This window comes from Rhizobium ruizarguesonis, from assembly GCF_012349115.1.
GTDB classification, from domain to species: domain Bacteria; phylum Pseudomonadota; class Alphaproteobacteria; order Rhizobiales; family Rhizobiaceae; genus Rhizobium; species Rhizobium ruizarguesonis.
The window spans coordinates 84,412-101,026 of record NZ_PQIG01000067.1 but is presented as its reverse complement, the minus strand read 5'-3'; the positions used below and the strand labels follow the sequence as shown (position 1 = coordinate 101,026).

The 16,615-nt window shown below is 61.6% G+C and carries 15 protein-coding genes; 11 read left to right on the top strand and 4 right to left on the bottom strand.

Going from position 1 to position 16,615, the window contains the following annotated elements; translation table 11 throughout:
- The first annotated feature begins 15 nt into the window (after window positions 1–15).
- Window positions 16–1,005: a LysR family transcriptional regulator gene (locus tag C3Y91_RS09670; protein WP_003550595.1), complete on the top strand. Its 990-nt coding sequence runs from the start codon at window positions 16–18 to the stop codon at window positions 1,003–1,005.
- Here the strand turns inward: C3Y91_RS09670 and C3Y91_RS09665 are convergent.
- Window positions 968–1,834, bottom strand: coding sequence for a creatininase family protein (locus tag C3Y91_RS09665; protein WP_174826992.1), 867 nt, complete (start codon window positions 1,832–1,834; stop codon window positions 968–970). The two genes, C3Y91_RS09670 and C3Y91_RS09665, sit on opposite strands and share 38 nt — an antisense overlap.
- Before the next feature lie 234 nt (window positions 1,835–2,068).
- On the opposite strand from C3Y91_RS09665, the gene paoA reads away from it, so the two are divergent.
- From paoA to C3Y91_RS09640, 5 genes are read left to right on the top strand one after another with little or no spacing between them, the layout of a single operon-like run.
- Entirely contained in the window at window positions 2,069–2,716 is a 648-nt protein-coding gene (gene paoA / locus C3Y91_RS09660) for an aldehyde dehydrogenase iron-sulfur subunit PaoA (protein WP_130663235.1), read from the top strand.
- On the top strand, window positions 2,713–3,663 hold the full coding sequence (locus tag C3Y91_RS09655) for an FAD binding domain-containing protein (RefSeq protein ID WP_130663234.1): 951 nt from the start codon (window positions 2,713–2,715) through the stop codon (window positions 3,661–3,663). Before paoA ends, C3Y91_RS09655 begins: the two co-directional genes overlap by 4 nt.
- 3 nt (window positions 3,664–3,666) lie before the next feature.
- Window positions 3,667–5,865, top strand: a complete 2,199-nt coding sequence (gene paoC / locus C3Y91_RS09650; protein ID WP_130663233.1) for an aldehyde oxidoreductase molybdenum-binding subunit PaoC — start codon at window positions 3,667–3,669, stop codon at window positions 5,863–5,865.
- Between the two features lie 55 nt (window positions 5,866–5,920).
- The gene (locus tag C3Y91_RS09645) at window positions 5,921–6,850 is read left to right on the top strand and encodes an XdhC family protein (RefSeq protein ID WP_130663232.1); all 930 of its coding nucleotides are present in this window, start codon (window positions 5,921–5,923) and stop codon (window positions 6,848–6,850) included.
- The gene (locus tag C3Y91_RS09640; RefSeq protein WP_168575274.1) at window positions 6,843–7,457 is read left to right on the top strand and encodes a nucleotidyltransferase family protein; all 615 of its coding nucleotides are present in this window, start codon (window positions 6,843–6,845) and stop codon (window positions 7,455–7,457) included. Before C3Y91_RS09645 ends, C3Y91_RS09640 begins: the two co-directional genes overlap by 8 nt.
- A 59-nt stretch (window positions 7,458–7,516) precedes the next feature.
- Here the strand turns inward: C3Y91_RS09640 and C3Y91_RS09635 are convergent, their stop codons facing one another.
- On the bottom strand, window positions 7,517–8,167 hold the full coding sequence (locus C3Y91_RS09635) for a GntR family transcriptional regulator (RefSeq protein WP_130761170.1): 651 nt from the start codon (window positions 8,165–8,167) through the stop codon (window positions 7,517–7,519).
- A 162-nt stretch (window positions 8,168–8,329) separates the two neighbouring features.
- Between C3Y91_RS09635 and C3Y91_RS09630 the strand changes: the two genes are divergently transcribed.
- The 4 genes from C3Y91_RS09630 to C3Y91_RS09615 all read left to right on the top strand — a co-directional run bounded on the left by C3Y91_RS09630 (window position 8,330) and on the right by C3Y91_RS09615 (window position 13,651).
- Complete coding sequence (locus C3Y91_RS09630; protein WP_130663230.1) at window positions 8,330–9,754, top strand: malonyl-CoA decarboxylase; 1,425 nt, start codon at window positions 8,330–8,332, stop codon at window positions 9,752–9,754.
- Window positions 9,751–11,265: a malonate--CoA ligase gene (locus tag C3Y91_RS09625; RefSeq protein WP_130761171.1), complete on the top strand. Its 1,515-nt coding sequence runs from the start codon at window positions 9,751–9,753 to the stop codon at window positions 11,263–11,265. Before C3Y91_RS09630 ends, C3Y91_RS09625 begins: the two co-directional genes overlap by 4 nt.
- Window positions 11,266–11,362: 97 nt before the next feature.
- Window positions 11,363–12,709 carry an SLC13 family permease gene (locus tag C3Y91_RS09620; protein ID WP_130663228.1) on the top strand — a complete coding sequence of 449 codons (1,347 nt, stop codon included), beginning with the start codon at window positions 11,363–11,365 and terminating at the stop codon, window positions 12,707–12,709.
- A gap of 456 nt (window positions 12,710–13,165) precedes the next feature.
- The gene (locus C3Y91_RS09615; protein WP_130663226.1) at window positions 13,166–13,651 is read left to right on the top strand and encodes a GFA family protein; all 486 of its coding nucleotides are present in this window, start codon (window positions 13,166–13,168) and stop codon (window positions 13,649–13,651) included.
- A gap of 111 nt (window positions 13,652–13,762) precedes the next feature.
- On the opposite strand, the gene C3Y91_RS09610 is transcribed toward C3Y91_RS09615, so the two are convergent.
- Entirely contained in the window at window positions 13,763–14,332 is a 570-nt protein-coding gene (locus C3Y91_RS09610) for a nucleoside 2-deoxyribosyltransferase (protein ID WP_130663225.1), read from the bottom strand.
- A 307-nt stretch (window positions 14,333–14,639) separates the two neighbouring features.
- Complete coding sequence (locus C3Y91_RS09605; protein WP_024321515.1) at window positions 14,640–15,230, bottom strand: TetR/AcrR family transcriptional regulator; 591 nt, start codon at window positions 15,228–15,230, stop codon at window positions 14,640–14,642.
- Between the two features lie 118 nt (window positions 15,231–15,348).
- Here C3Y91_RS09605 and C3Y91_RS09600 point away from each other — a divergent pair, with 118 nt between their 5' ends.
- Window positions 15,349–16,575 (top strand): MFS transporter, encoded by a 1,227-nt coding sequence (locus C3Y91_RS09600; protein ID WP_130663224.1) that lies wholly within the window; start codon window positions 15,349–15,351, stop codon window positions 16,573–16,575.
- Window positions 16,576–16,615 lie beyond the last annotated feature (40 nt).

Here is a 16,615-nt window from a genome sequence, read left to right as displayed (position 1 = left end):
TGCATTGGAGAGATCATGTTGCACTCCAGACGCCTTCTTTACATCAACGAGATCGCCCGTTGCGGTTCGATCCGCAAGGCGGCCGCGCGCCTCAACGTGGCGTCGTCGGCGGTCAACAGGCAGATTTTGGCGCTGGAGGAGGAGATCGGGGCGCCGCTTTTCGAGCGGCTGCCGCGTGGCCTGCGGTTGACGGCTGCCGGCGAACTCTGCATCGAGCATATTCGGGACGTGCTGAAGAATTACGAGCGCCTGGAGGGGCGCATCCGCAGCCTCAAGATGCAGCAGGCAGGCAAGGTGCGCATGGTGACGACCGTTGGGCTTGCCGCCGGGCCGCTGCCCGAAATCATCGCGCGCTTTCTTTCAGAGCATCCGCGCGTCTTCGTCCAGCTGCGCAACGATACCGGCGGCACGACGGCCAGCCCTGTTGTATCCGGCGAGGTGGATATCGGTCTGGGCTTCAACATCCCCGCCATGCCCGGCATCCGCACGCTCGGAAATTTCGATATCCCGATCGGTGTCGTGCTGCCGCCAGGGCATCAGTTGATCGGCCCTGGGCCGATCAACCTTGCGGATGTCACCCAGGAAAAACTGGTTCTGGCGCAGCCGGGCACCAGCCTGCGCGAGGTGATCAACCTTGCTTTTGCGCGCCTGCCCATCTCGGTCGAGCCGGTGCTGGAAACCAATGCATCGGAGATGCTGAAACAGCTCGTCAAATGCGGCACGGGGCTGACGCTGCTCAATCCGCTCGACGTCATCACCGAATGCCGGCGCGGTGAACTCGTCTTCCGGCCGATCGCTGAGCCGCACGCGCGTTACCAGCAGATGAAGCTGTTTGCCCGCGCCCGCGCGCCCCTCGACGCGGCCACCAGCCTTTTCGTCGAATATCTGCTCGCCGAACTGCTCGGCTTGGTGCAGGAGTTACAGGCCAAGGGTCATATCCCACCGGATGTGAAACCCGCGGCTGAGCCTATTTCACATAGAGATTCGAAAGCGGATAGGCCTTGAGATCCTGGAGCAGTTCGACAAATCCCTTGACCTGATGGCGGCAGATCGCCTCGCCCTTTTCGGCTGTGGCAATCGAGGCATTGCCGACCACGCCGAAGGGATTGAGGTCATGCGCGATCCAGGCCAGCGAATGCGGCGGCAGAGGCTGAAGAAATTTGGATTGCTCCCGCATCCCTTCGGCCTTCGAGGCAAAGTTTTGGGCCTTGTCCATGCGCACCAGTTCGGGGCGGAAGTGCAGCATCAACGACGTCTCGACATCGCCGCCGTGGATGCCGTATTTGCTCTCGTGGTCGCTGACCATACCTTCCGGGTGGCCAAAACGGCCCCATTGCGTGGAGACCACCGCCATTTGATGGCGCACGCGCAGTTCGCGCGCGACGATGCTCATGATGTCGACATTGCCGCCGTGGGAATTGACGATCACCATCTTCCGCAGCCCGGCTTCGGCAACCTTTGCACCAATCGCCGTCCAGACGGGGATGAGCAGCTCGGCACTGAGCGACAGCGTGCCGGGGCCGTAGATGTGTTCGTTGGCCTTGCCGATCTCCTGTGTCGGAAGGACCAGGATGTCAAGATCCTCCGGCCGCTGCCGCTTCAGCTCCGCCAGCATGCCGGTCGCGATCGCGACATCCGTTGCGATCGGCAGATGCGGGCCGTGCTGTTCCGTCGAGGCGATGGGCAGAACGGCAATCGTGGTCTCGGGGGAGAGGCCGGCAAAATCATATGTGTTGAGCTCGTTCCAGTAAAACGGCGTGGGCATGCGGTCATCCCTTTTCGTCACCTGCTTCGATAGGGAGTAAGGAATAAAGATAAGCCGGAAAAGCATCATTTTTTGCGCATGGCGCTGCTTTTTTTCGCGCGCATCGGCGGGCGTTACTCCGCTGGCGCTTGAGCATCCAAGCCAATTTTACTGAATATGTGGCTCGCAGCCTCATACGACCGCGGCTCGGGGAATTCATGAGCCAGATCGATAACGGTATGCAACGGAAAGGGCCTAATCGGAGGGCGGAATTGCACTACCTCAGCAGACGGCGTTGACGCGCGCCCATGTCCAACGAGCAAGGTGGAACAGTTCATGCCAAGCCAGACACAACTGGAACTTTCCCGTCGAGATCTACTTATCTCGTCGGCCGCAACGATTGCGGTAACCGGAGCCGTCGCTCCCGCGGCGGCACAGTCCCCAGGAAATGAAATGGCCTATACATCGAAAGTTTCTTTCGCGGTTAACGGCGAGAACCGCGATCTCGAGGTCGACAACAGAACGTCGCTGCTCGACGCGCTGCGCGAGCACCTTCATCTCACAGGCACGAAGAAGGGATGCGACCACGGCCAATGCGGCGCATGCACCGTGATGGTCGACGGCCACCGCATCAACTCCTGCCTGACGCTGGCGGTCATGCACGAAGGCGATCAAATCACCACGATCGAAGGCCTCGGCCAGCCTGGAAACCTTCATCCGATGCAGACGGCCTTCGTCAAGCATGACGGCTTCCAGTGCGGCTACTGCACGCCGGGACAGATCTGTTCCTCCGTGGCGGTGCTTGAGGAGATCAGGGCGAATATACCGAGCCACGTCACCGGCGACCTTACGGCTGAGGCGGCTGTCACTCCGGCCGAGATCCGCGAACGCATGAGCGGCAATATCTGTCGATGCGGCGCCTATTCCAACATTATCGATGCCATTTCGGAAGTCGCGGGGATTAAAGCATGAGAGCCTTCACCTATGAACGTGCCTCGTCCGTCGAGGCCGCGGCCAAGGCGGCAGCCTCCAATCCTGAAACCAAGTTCATCGCCGGCGGCACCAATCTCCTCGACCTGATGAAGCTCGAGATCGAGACACCGGCGCATCTGATCGACGTCAACGGTCTCGGCCTCGACAAGATCGATTCCACGCCGGAGGGTGGGTTGCGCATCGGCGCGTTGGTTCGCAACACCGATCTTGCAGCTCACGAAACTGTTCGCCGCGACTACGGCCTGCTTTCCAGGGCGCTTGTCGCGGGCGCCTCCGGGCAACTGCGCAACAAAGCGACGACGGCCGGCAACCTTCTTCAGCGCACGCGCTGTCCTTATTTCTATGACCCGAACCAGCCGTGCAACAAGCGGCAGCCGGGCAGCGGCTGTTCCGCCATCGGCGGCTTCAGTCGCCAGCATGCAGTGGTCGGGGTAAGCGACAGCTGCATCGCCACTCATCCGAGTGACATGGCCATCGCGATGCGGGCACTCGATGCCGCCGTAGAGACGGTCAAGGCCGACGGCAGTCGTCGCTCGATTGCGATTGCCGACCTTCACCGATTGCCCGGCGGCACGCCCCATTTGGAGACCGTTCTCGAGCGCGGTGAGTTCATCACGGCGGTCCTGCTGCCGCCCCCGATCGGCGGCAAGCACATCTATCGTAAAGTCCGGGACCGCGCCTCCTATGCCTTCGCACTCGTCTCGGTCGGAGCCGTGATCCAGCCGGACGGTACAGGACGTGTCGCCGTTGGCGGCATCGCCCATAAGCCGTGGCGCATCGAGGCAGCCGAAGCCGAGCTGCCGAAGGGCGCGCGGGCGGCGGCGGGCGTCCTTCTTGCCGACGCCCATCCGACCGAACAGAACCGTTTCAAGGTCGATCTGGTCGAGCGCACGCTCGGCGCGGTCATTGCCGAAGCAAGGGGTTGAGCCATGCAGTTCGATACGCCAGCGACAACCAACCCGATCGACAATCTGAAGGTCGTCGGTCAACCGATCCACCGCATCGACGGCCAGCTCAAGACGACCGGCCGGGCGATGTACGCCTATGAGTGGCACGATCCGAACATGCGCTACGCCTATGGTTATCCCGTCGGCGCGGCCATCGCCAAGGGCCGCATCAAATCCATGGACGTTTCCGCCGCCAAGAGGGCTCCCGGTGTCCTCGCCGTCGTGACGACGCTCGACGTCGGCGAGCGGAAAAAGGGCAAGTTCAACACCGCCAAGCTTTTCGGTGGCGACGAGATTCAGCACTATCACCAGGCAATCGCGGTCGTCGTCGCCGAGACCTTCGAGCAGGCGCGCGCTGCAGCCGCTCTGGTCAAGGTCGACTATACCGAAGAAAAAGGTGCGTTCGACCTCGGCCAGGCGAAAGATTCGGCCGTCAAGCCGGATGAATCGCAGCAGCCCGATACTGCGACCGGCAATTTCGAGGCTGCCTTCACGTCGGCTCCCGTTACTCTAGACGCGACTTACACGACGCCCGACCAGTCGCATGCGATGATGGAGCCGCACGCATCGATCGCAGCCTGGAACGGCGACGAGGTGACCGTCTGGACCTCCAGCCAGATGATCGACTGGTGGCGTTCCGACCTTGCGACGACGCTCGATATCGACAAGGAGAAGATCCACCTCATGTCGCCCTTCATCGGCGGCGGCTTCGGTGGCAAGCTGTTCCTGCGGGCCGACGCCGTGCTGGCCGTTGTCGGCGCACAAGCGGTAAAGCGGCCCGTCAAGGTCGCCTTGCCGCGACCCCTCCTGATAAACAACACGACCCACCGGCCGGCGACGATCCAGCGGATCCGCATTGGAACCGAGCGTGACGGCAAGATAACCGCCATTGCCCACGAAAGCTGGTCCGGGGATCTTCCGGGCGGCGGACTGGAGACCGCCGTCAACCAGACGCGTCTTCTCTATGCCGGTGCGAACCGGATGACCGCGATGCGGCTGGCGACACTCAACCTCCCGGAGGGCAATGCCATGCGCGCTCCGGGCGAAGCCCCCGGACTGATGGCGCTCGAAATTGCCATCGACGAGATTGCCGAAAAAGTTGGTATCGATCCCGTGCAGTTTCGCATCATCAACGACACGCAGGTCGATCCGGAGAAGCCGGAGCGGCGTTTTTCCCAGCGCAATCTCATCGGCTGCCTCAAGCTCGGTGCAGAACGGTTTGGCTGGCGTGAACGGGGGAAGCCCGGTTCCATGCGGGACGGCAACTGGTTGGTCGGCATGGGCGTTGCCGTTGCCTTCCGCAACAACCTCGTGCTTCCCTCCGGAGCCCGGGTAAAACTCGACCGGGAAGGCGTCGTGACGGTCGAAACCGACATGACCGACATCGGGACGGGCAGCTACACGATCATCGCCCAGACCGCCGCCGAGATGATGGGGGTCGCGATCGACAAGGTCGCCGTCCAACTCGGCGACTCGCGTTTTCCGGTTTCTGCGGGTTCCGGCGGACAGTTCGGTGCGAACTCTTCCACGTCTGGCGTCTACGCAGCCTGTGTCAAGCTGCGTGAGGCCATTGCCAAGAAGCTCGGCTTCAACTCCGAAGACATCGTCTTCGAGAATGGCGAGGTCAGCTCGGGCAATCGTTCGGTGCCTCTTGCCGAAGCCGCCGGTCCGGATGGTCTTGTCGGCGAGGACACCATCAAGTGGGGCGAGCTCACCGAGACGCATCAGCAATCGACATTCGGCGCGCACTTCGTGGAGGTTGGCGTCGACATTGCCACGGGAGAAAGCCGCATTCGCAGGATGCTCGCAGTCTGCGCGGCAGGTCGGATCCTCAACCCGATCACCGCCCGCAGCCAGGTCATCGGCGCAATGACGATGGGGGCGGGCGGCGCACTGTCTGAGGAATTGGCGGTTGACACCCGCCGCGGCTTCTTCGCCAACCACGATCTCGCCAGCTACGAAGTGGCGGTGCATGCCGACATTCCACACCAAGAGGTAATCTTCATGGACGAGACCGATCCGATGTCCTCGCCGATGAAAGCCAAGGGCGTCGGCGAGCTTGGCCTTTGCGGCGTCGCGGCAGCAATCGCCAACGCCGTATACAACGCGACCGGCGTCAGGGTTCGTCACTATCCGCTGACGCTTGACAAGCTGATCGGCGGCTTGCCGGACGTGGCCTGATGATGTCGACGGCGGTCCGAAAGCCGGACCGCCGTTAATTCCTGTAGGATTTCCCATGCATCACACACTTGCGCCCATCACGGCGCCAATTCCCGTCAGGGCGTCGTCCACCGACGATCCTGTGGAACTGCTTCGCTTCGCGATCGACGCCCATAGTGTTGGCGCGGCGGCACTGGCCACCCTCGTCGACATCCGGGGCGGGGCGGCACGCGCGCTCGGCGCTCATATGGCGGTTGCCGCAGACGGGCAGTTCTGCGGCTATGTCTCCGGCGGATGCGTCGAAGCCGCCGTCGCTACCGAAGCGCTTCTGGCAATGGCGCAAGGGTGCGACCGCACGGTCAAGTTCGGCGACGGCTCGCCCTTCTTTGACATTGTCCTTCCCTGCGGCGGCGGAATCTCCGTCGCAATCCATGTCCTGAAGGATGTCGGAGCTTTGCGGCATGTTCTCGATCGTCTCGAACGGCGGCAGGCAGCCGGTCTTGCATATTCGCCAGGGCAGCAGGCGCTCGAACCGGTAGAGCCACTGCCACGGGCCCAATGGCTCGAGCAAGATTTCGTGACCGTCTACCGTCCCCGCACCCGCGTCGTCCTTTCCGGGCAGACGATCGAAGCGCAGGCCGTCGCACGACTGGCCGAGGCTTCCGGCTACGACGTGATCGTCAGGGGACAGGGCGAGGGGGGCAGGGTCGCAGCCGACATCATCGACCCCTTCACGGCCGTCGTGCTCCTGCATCATGAGCTTGACGCCGAAGCTGCCATTCTCGAGATCGCCCTTGCCTCGCCCGGGTTCTACATCGGCGCGCTCGGCAGCACCCGCACGCATCGTCGACGGGTGGAGCGGCTGAGAGCCATGGCTTTCAGACGGGACGACATCGCTCGTATCAAGGCGCCCATCGGGATGTTCGGCCCGACGCGGGATGCAACGTCGCTCGCCCTGTCGGTTCTGGCTGATATCGCTGCGGCAAGACTGGCTGCTTATGCTTAAGGCGTCGGTCGCGATCGTCATTCTCGCTGCCGGCAAGGCAAGCCGGATGGGTGAAGGCGGGAAACATAAGCTGCTGGCCGAGTTCGACGGCGTGCCGCTCGTGCGGCGGTCAGCATTGACGGCGCTCGGTGCGGATGCAACGTCCGTTATTGTCGCCACCGGCCATCGCAGGAGCGAGATCGAGGCTGCGCTCGATGGGCTCGCTCTGACTCTCGTCGATAATCCCGATTACGCCAGCGGCATGGCGAGCTCGCTCATGGCAGGGTTCTCATCAAAGCGCGTTGACGGCGCCGACGGCATTCTCGTCATGCTGGCCGATATGCCCGGCATTTCCACCGCACACCTCAATGCCTTGATTTTCGCCTTTCGCAACGCGGGCGGCGAGGCCATCGTGCGCGCCGTTTCACAGGGCAAGCCAGGCAATCCCGTTATCCTGCCACGTTCTCTCAATCACGCAGTGCTGAGACTTGAGGGCGACGTCGGCGCGCGCGATATCATTGCGAGGTCAGGCCTGCCCGTGCTCGATGTCGATGTCGGCGATGCAGCTTGCCTCGACGTCGATACGCCGGACGATATCGTGGCCGCCGGCGGCGCAATGAAGAACTAACTCGCGGGATGGCAGCGAGATGGTTTTGCATTTGATCTGGAACCATCACGACTAAAGCGTCATCTGGCCGCCATGCTCGCGACCAGATCGCTGAACCTCTCGCCCTGAATGCCGACATGCCCCCGCAGCAGCCGGCGGGCCTCATCTCCATCTCCGGCAAAGATCGCATCGACGATGGCGCAATGTTCCAAGAAGGACGTCGACAGGCGGTTGCGCACGCGCAGCTGGAGGCGGCGATAAGGCCGCAGGCGCCGATGCAATTGCAGACATTGCTCCTCAAGGAAATCGCTTCGGCCGGCTGCGTAGATGGCCTTATGGAACTCCTCATTGTCGTAATAATAGGCGTCGCTGTCACCGGCAGCGGCGGATTGCTCACAGCGGGCGTGGGTGGCGTTGATTGCTTCTCGGGACGCCTTGTCCAGCCGCCGTGCGGCGAGCGAGCCGGCCAAGCCCTCCAGCTCCGCCATAACCTCGAACATCTCATAGACGCGGTGCGGCCCCGGATCGATGACGATTGCGCCTCTGCGCGGTCGAATTTCGATGAGGCCGATGGCATCGAGCTGCATCAGCGCCTCACGCACCGGCGTGCGGGAGACCCCGAAACGCGTCGCAAGCACCGTTTCGTCGAGCCGCTCACCGGGGGAGAACTCGTTGGAAAGAATTGAATTTTCAATCTCATCCCGAAGCCATCGGCCGACATTCTCGGACATTTCGTTTCGCTTTCCTCATACAAAAATGCTATTCTTGTATACACGATTGTTGACCTCGTGTACGAAGAATGGCATTCTACATACTAACGGTGAAACCCGACGATGGGAAGCAGCCGTCAAAAACGGTCACCCAGCCGGCCGGCAGAAGAGAGGAGAAATGGCATGTCTGAGGCTTCCTTCTTCACCGACATGCTGCAGAGCATCACGGATCGCGGACGCCAGCTTTTGTTTTCCGGCGCGCGCGCCACGCAGGTCGCAGCCAAGGTCGATCTCCAGACACTCTGTGAAATGCTGCTGTCGAGCCGGGGCGAGGCCTCGGGCATGGCGCTTGCGGCCGAGATACTCGATCGCTGGGGCGCGCTCGACAGCGAAGGCGCGCAGAAATTCCTCCTTATGCTGCATGAAAAGTTCGGGCCAGACACGACCAAGCTCGACCAGGCGATTGAAAATTACCGCGCCGACAAAAGCTCTGCCGCGATCATTACCCTTCATCAGGCAGCCGAGCCACGGCGACAGGAACTTCTTCGCCGATTGAACCACGCGCCGAACGGCACCGCCAAGCTCGTCCAGATGCGCCACCAGTTGCTCGCTTCCAAAGATCAATCCGCAGAATATCACGCGCTTGACGCCGACTTCACGCATCTGTTCGGCTCCTGGTTCAATCGCGGTTTTCTGACGCTGCGGCCCATCGACTGGTCGACGCCGGCTTACATCCTCGAGAAGATCATCAAATACGAGGCCGTGCACGAGATTGCCGGCTGGGAGGAGTTGCGCCGTCGTTTGGCGCCGGCCGACCGCCGTTGCTTTGCCTTCTTCCACCCCCGACTGGCCGACGAGCCGCTCGTGTTCGTCGAGGTGGCACTGACACGATCGGTGCCGAGGGCGATCGGAGATGTGCTCGACGAAGGGAGGGAGCAGATCAACGCCGACGAGGCGACGACGGCTGTCTTCTATTCGATCTCCAACTGCCAGGATGGCTTGCGTGGGATCTCGTTCGGCAACTTCCTGATCAAACAGGTCGTGGAAGACCTGCGCAGAGACCTGCCTGGCCTGAAGAATTTCGTCACGCTGTCGCCCGTTCCAGGCTTTGCCCGTTGGCTTGCCAAGGCACGCGCCTCAACCACCAACCGGCTCTTATCCGAAGCGGCCCGCGAAACGCTGATGTTGCTGGACGATCTCAAATGGTCTGACAACGAGAAGACGGCGGCCGAAGTGGAGCGCGTGTTGCTGCCGCTTGCAGCGCGCTATTTCCTGGTCGAACGGACGCCGGAGGGCCGCCCCGTCGATCCTGTTGCCCGTTTCCATCTCGGCAACGGCGCTCGACTTGAAAGATTGAATTTTCTTGGCGACCGCTCGACCAAGGCGATGCAGCAGGCACACGGCCTGATGGTCAATTATATCTACAAGCTCGACGATATCGTGGCCAACCACGAGGCCTTAGCGCAGCGCGGCGAAGTAATCGCCTCGCCTGCTGTCAAAAGCTTGCTCAACCAGAACGACGAAAGCCGCAGCGGCGGCAATGGCCAGCAAGGCTCCCGGCCATTCGCACAGATAATGAACTCGACGCTTGGAGGAGGGCGAAAGTGAGCAACCATCTTTTCGACGCCATGCGGGCCGCCGCGCCCGGCAACGCACCGTTCATCCGGATCGATAACACGCGCACATGGACCTATGACGACGCTTTCGCTCTTTCCGGCCGCATTGCCAGCGCGATGGACACGCTCGGCATTCGCCCCGGCGACCGCGTGGCGGTGCAGGTCGAGAAAAGTGCCGAGGCATTGATCCTCTATCTCGCCTGTCTTCGAAGCGGTGCGGTCTACCTGCCGCTCAACACCGCCTATACGCTGGCTGAACTCGATTACTTTATCGCCGATGCGGAGCCGCGTTTGGTGGTGGTTGCATCGGTGGCTCGAGGCGGCGTGGAGACAATCGCCAAACCCCACGGCGCGATCATCGAAACGCTCGACGCCGATGGCAGCGGTTCGTTGCTGGATCTCGCACGCGATGAGCCGGCCGACTTTGTCGATGCCTCGCGCTCCGCGGATGATCTGGCTGCGATCCTCTACACGTCGGGAACGACGGGACGCTCCAAGGGGGCGATGCTTACGCATGGGAACCTGCTCTCGAACGCCCTGACCTTGCGAGATTATTGGTGCGTCACCGCCGGCGATCGACTGATCCATGCCTTGCCGATCTTCCACACCCATGGGCTGTTCGTCGCCACCAACGTCACGCTGCTCGCCGGCGCCTCGATGTTCCTGCTGTCGAAGTTCGATCCGGAGGAGATCCTGTCGCTGATGCCGCAGGCAACGATGCTGATGGGCGTGCCGACCTTCTACGTGCGCCTCCTGCAAAGCCCGCGCCTCGACGAGCAAGCGGTCGCCAGCATCCGCCTCTTCATCTCTGGTTCGGCTCCACTGCTTGCAGAAACACATACCGAGTTCCAGGCCCGTACCGGTCACGCCATTCTCGAGCGCTACGGCATGACGGAAACCAATATGAACACGTCCAACCCCTATGAGGGGAAACGGATTGCGGGAACGGTCGGCTTCCCGCTGCCTGATGTGACGGTGCGCGTAACCGACCCCGCCACCGGGCTCGTGCTGCCGCCTGAAGAAACCGGCATGATCGAGATCAAGGGGCCGAACGTCTTCAAGGGTTATTGGCGCATGCCGGAAAAGACCGCGGCCGAATTCACCGCCGACGGTTTCTTCATCAGCGGCGATCTCGGCAAGATCGACCGGGACGGCTATGTCCACATCGTCGGCCGCGGCAAGGACCTGGTGATTTCGGGTGGATACAACATCTATCCGAAGGAGGTCGAAGGCGAGATCGACCAGATCGACGGTGTGGTTGAGAGCGCTGTGATCGGTGTGCCGCATCCCGATTTCGGAGAAGGCGTGACCGCTATCGTCGTACGCAAGCCCGGCGCCGTCCTCGATGAAAAGGCCATCGTCAGCGCGCTCCAGGACCGTCTCGCGCGCTACAAACAACCCAAGCGCATCATCTTTGCCGAGGACTTGCCGCGCAACACGATGGGTAAGGTTCAGAAAAACATCCTGCGGCAGCAATACGCCGATCTGTACGCAAGATCGTAAGGCAACCGCGCCCTCTGGGAGGAGGGTGCGTCGGCGTCTTGCATCAATTTTGGAAACAACAACTACGACGCTGGAGGCGTCGGGAGGGAGGGGAATCATGGGTATTGAATTACTGGCCATAGGCCTGCTGGTCGCCATGTTCATCATGGCGACGATCCAGCCAATCAACATGGGTGCGCTCGCCTTTGCCGGCGCATTTCTTCTCGGCTCGATGATCATCGGGATGAAAACCAGCGATATTTTTGCCGGCTTTCCGAGCGATCTATTCCTGACGCTCGTCGCCGTCACCTACCTCTTCGCCATTGCGCAGATCAACGGCACGATCGACTGGCTCGTCGAATGTGCCGTCCGCCTGGTTCGCGGGCGGATCGGCTTGATTCCCTGGGTGATGTTCCTGGTCGCTGCTGTCATTACCGGTTTCGGTGCTCTTGGGCCTGCTGCGGTCGCCATTCTCGCGCCCGTCGCGTTGAGTTTTGCCGTGCAGTACCGCATTCACCCGGTCATGATGGGCCTGATGGTGATCCATGGCGCGCAGGCGGGCGGCTTTTCGCCGATCAGCATTTATGGCGGAATCACCAACCAGATCGTTGAGAAGGCCGGCCTGCCTTTCGCCCCGACGTCGCTGTTTCTCTCCAGCTTCTTCTTCAACCTGGCAATCGCGGTGCTGGTCTTCTTCGTTTTCGGCGGCGCGAGGGTGATGAAGCAAGATCCCGCATCGCTTGGCCCCTTGCCCGAACTTCATCCCGAGGGCGTATCGGCGTCGATCAGAGGTCACGGCGGCACGCCGGCAAAACCGATCAGGGAGCATGCCTATGGCACGGCGGCAGATACCGCGACGACCTTGCGCCTGAACAATGAGAGAATTACCACCTTGATCGGCCTGACGGCGCTCGGCATTGGCGCCCTGGTTTTCAAGTTTAACGTCGGCCTCGTCGCGATGACCGTCGCCGTCGTCCTGGCGCTGCTGTCACCAAAGGCTCAGAAGGCAGCAATCGACAAGGTTAGCTGGTCGACCGTGCTGCTGATTGCTGGGATCATCACCTATGTCGGCGTGATGGAAAAGGCCGGTACGGTCGACTACGTGGCGAACGGCATATCCAGTCTCGGCATGCCGCTGCTGGTGGCGCTGCTGCTCTGCTTTACCGGTGCCATCGTCTCGGCCTTTGCATCCTCGACCGCGCTGCTCGGCGCGATCATCCCGCTCGCCGTTCCGTTCCTCCTGCAAGGGCACATCAGCGCCGTCGGCGTGGTCGCCGCCATCGCCATCTCGACGACGATCGTCGACACCAGTCCATTCTCCACCAATGGCGCGCTTGTCGTCGCCAACGCACCGGATGACAACAGAGAGCAGGTGCTGCGACAGCTGCTGATCTACAGCGCGCTGATCGCTATCATCGGCCCGATCGTTGCCTGGCTGGTGTTCGTCGTGCCCGGGCTGGTCTGACGGCTGGCGGCTGCTCCCAAGTGTACCGAGCCCTGTTCGGTACACTTGGAGACCGTTGATGCCCGATCACTGAGAAAACGTTTTCAAGCAGATCAACGGCTCGCTTCGAACCGAGCCTCTCCGACGGCGTTCGTCGCCCCTCATGACAGTCTGCTGCCGGAGATTGACGTCTCGGGCCTCGCAGATGCATAGTTCGCAGAGCCAGTTGGCGAGCATTCGTCACCGTGCCGCGAATGCAGAAGTGGGGACGTGCTCTTTGCTCACCCAAGACGCTACTTTTTTGTACCGGCAAGGCGCCTCCGCCTTGGACTCACGCGCTTTTGAGCTAGAGCACTTCCAGCAAAAGTGCGTAGCGGTTTTGCGTCCGGAATTGCGTGAAAACAAAGAGATAGAGCATTTCCGTGATTCGGAGAAAAACGGAAATGCTCTAGCGCGATCCTTCCATGGTTTGTCGGCATGCAGACAGTCGTTCTAACTGGCGGCTGCCAATGTGGCGCCGTGCGGTACGCGCTGGAGGAGCCCCCGCAAAACGTCCATATCTGCCACTGCCGGATGTGCCAAAAGGCTGTAGGCGGTCCGTTCGCGATCATCTGCCCCGTCATGAAGCCCGCATTTCGCCTGACGCGTGGCGCGATCAGTTACTTCAGCAGCTCGGATGTCGGCCGCCGTGGTTTTTGCCGTGACTGTGGCACCCCACTGACCTTCGACTATCCCGATGGCGACGACATCGGAGTTTTGGTCGGTACCCTCGACCAGCCCGATTGCGCGCCGCCCGAAAACCAATACGGCAACGAGAGCCGGGTGTCCTGGTACGCGAACCTGGTCCAAGTGCCAGGCGACCGACCGACCTACGCCGACAATCCCCAGATGTTGCACCGGATCAGCAGCACCAACCATCAGCATCCTGACCATGATACCGATCATTGGTCGCCGTCAGGCTAACCCTCAAACTCGTCCACTCACACAAGGCGCGACTGGAGCGGCGATCCCCTCGGGCAGCGTGAAGGAGGCTGCAAGCCGTCGACCGCGAGGGACCGCTGATTGTTGAGCGCCTTAGCGCAGTTTCTCAACGGCGACGGCAAGACAGGCCTTGAACGCAGCAAGATCCGTATAGAGCGCATCCCGCGCCGCGTCTCCGATGATCAGGACGCCACCGCGCCGCTCAATCCCGGCGTGCAGCATCAGATTGTCGGCCAGGCCGAAGTCCTCGACCGCAATTCCATTCGGGTCCCGCAGTCGACCTTCGCCATCATAGGCGACGGCCCCGCCATAAAGATCGCTCACTCGTCCGCTGTGATCGCGGGCCACATTCGTGTAGGCGAATACAGGTTTACCGCTTGCGCACATAAAGCCGAGTTCGAAGGCTGTCCCTGTATCGGCGGCAATGCCGCGAAAGGGCGTCAGATTGGCGATGATCGCGTCAGCCTCAATCATCATCTTCTCGTCCACCGCGTTTATCGCTGCCGCCCGCTCGCGCTTCGAGTTTGTGTGCGGGATTTCGAGATCACCTGGCGAGAGCGGGATAAGTCCCGCCTCACGGGCAAGTGCCGCCTTGCGGTCGAGCATTTCACGGGCGTTGGGAAGGAAGACCTCCGGACCGGCGAGATAAACTTTTTTTGTCATAAAATCGCACCTAAAAGGGATGGGCTTGGCATCAAAATACCTTCCTCGCTCTACAGCGAAGAAGGATCACAATCCAGTAGGCAAAACCGCCCGTGCCGCAGCGCGTATCTGCACGCGTGGAGATCACGCCGCGGTGCTGCAGATTGTAAGTGCAGCATAGGCAACGCGGTGCCGTCGCCACATCAGGCCTGCTCGCGCTCGATGTCGATGTTGGCGACGCGGCCCGGCTCGACGTCGACACGCCGGGCGGGTATTGGCTGCCGGTGCGCAATGAACTGCCCGCGGCGCCTGAGGGGGAATCAATACCTCATTCCTGTCTGCGGAGGCTCCCCAGCATAGCCTTGAATCCCGCGACCGCCCGCTTCGAAACCGCCTCCGGATTCTCCGCATTGGCAATCCACAGCGCCATATGGCTGCTGGCGCCATTGATGAGGCGAGCGGCGGTTTCCGTGTCGATGTCGATGATCTCGCCATCGGCCTTGAGACGGTCGAGGCTGCGAGAGAGGGCGGCGATACAGCCGGGGGTGTTCTGCCATTGCGAGATGTCGCCGAGCACAGCCGGGCCATCGCGAAACATGATACGCTGGATTTCGGGCTCGAGCGCCATTTCGATATAAGCGGAGCACTCGTCGACAAAGCCCTGCCAGCGCGTGGGAGCGGCGGCCGAGACCTCGTTCAGCCGTTCAGTCATTTCCGCGTCGATTTCGATGATCACGGCCTGGAGCAGACCCCTCTTGTCACCGAAATGGTGATAGAGGGCGCCGCGCGTCAGTCCCGCCTCGCCGGTGAAATCGTCCATCGAGGCTTCCGCGTAGCCGATCGTGCCAAAGGCACGCCGCCCGGCTGCGATAAGTTTGCCGCGGGTCTCTGCGATCATCTCCTGGCGCGGTTTGCGCATGGCTTCTCCATTGGCATACGCCGCGTATCTTTTTCATTGACATACGTGGCGTATGCATTATCTAAACACATACGCTCCGTATATAAGTGTTCTATCCGATAGCTGGAAGGATCGTCCCATGTCAAATCCGTATAGACAAATATTCGTGGCACCTGGGGCCAAGGGCTTCTCCGCAGCCGGCTTTTTCGCACGCCTTCCGATCGCCATGGCGCCGATCGGCATCGTCGCCATGCTCTCCCAGGCACATGGCGAATATTGGCTGGCGGGCGCGGTGTCGGCGACCTATGCGCTCACCAATGCGGTGATTTCACCGCAGATTTCGCGAGCAGTCGACCGGCTGGGCCAGACGGCAGTGGTCGTTCCGACAACCATCGTATCAGTGCTGGCGTTCATCGCGCTGATCTCCGCGGCCAATCAGAACTGGCCGGTGTGGACGCTCTTCGCCTCAGCCTTCCTTGCGGCAGCCATGCCGAGCATCCCGGCGCTGATGCGGGCGCGCTGGACGGAACTGTTTCGCAACCAGCCAGAGCTCAACACGGCCTTCGCCTTCGAAAGTGCCGCGGACGAACTGGTCTATATCGCCGGCGCCTCGCTGTCCGTCGGGCTGTCCGTCGCCCTATTCCCCGAAGCCGGCATGATGGTGAGCACAGCTTTTCTGGCGCTCGGGACCGCGGCCTTCATCGTGCAGCGCGGCACCGAGCCGAAGGTGCGTCATGTCGCCGGCGCGGCTTCGGTCGGCTCCGCGATCCGGCAGCGTCCGGTGCAGATCATCACACTCGCGCTAATCTTCGTCGGCGCGATCTTCGCAACCGCGGAAGTGAGTGTTGTCGCCATCACCAAGGAGCTTGGTCAGCCGAATGCGGCCAGCCTGGTCATCAGCGTCTATGCCCTTGGTTCCTTCCTATTGGGTTTGACCCTCGGCGCGCTTAATCTGCGCATCCCCTTGCACCGTCAGTTGCTGATCGCTGTTGCGACTCTCGCAGTAACCTCGCTGCCGTTGCTCGTCGCCGGCAGTTCGGTAACCCTGCTTGCTGTCGCCGTCTTCGTCAGCGGCATCGCGATCTCGCCGACCTTTATAACTGCCTTCGGACTGATTGAGCGTCGCGTGCCGGAATCGGTGCTGACGGAGGGCGTCACCTGGGTGATGACCGGCATCGGCATCGGTATGGCGCTTGGCGCCTTTGTCTCCGGCTGGGTCGTCGACACCTACGGTCCCCAGAGCGGATTCTGGGTGTCTGCGGCCGCCGGGGCAGCGACCGTCCTTATCATTGCGCTCGGTCAGCGTACACTTTCGGGAGAGTGCACCGACGGGGAAGACTGCGCGATGCTGGAGCCGGCGCAGTAGCCGGGTGGGCGATAGAAAGGAACGGCGCAGGAGGCTCAAG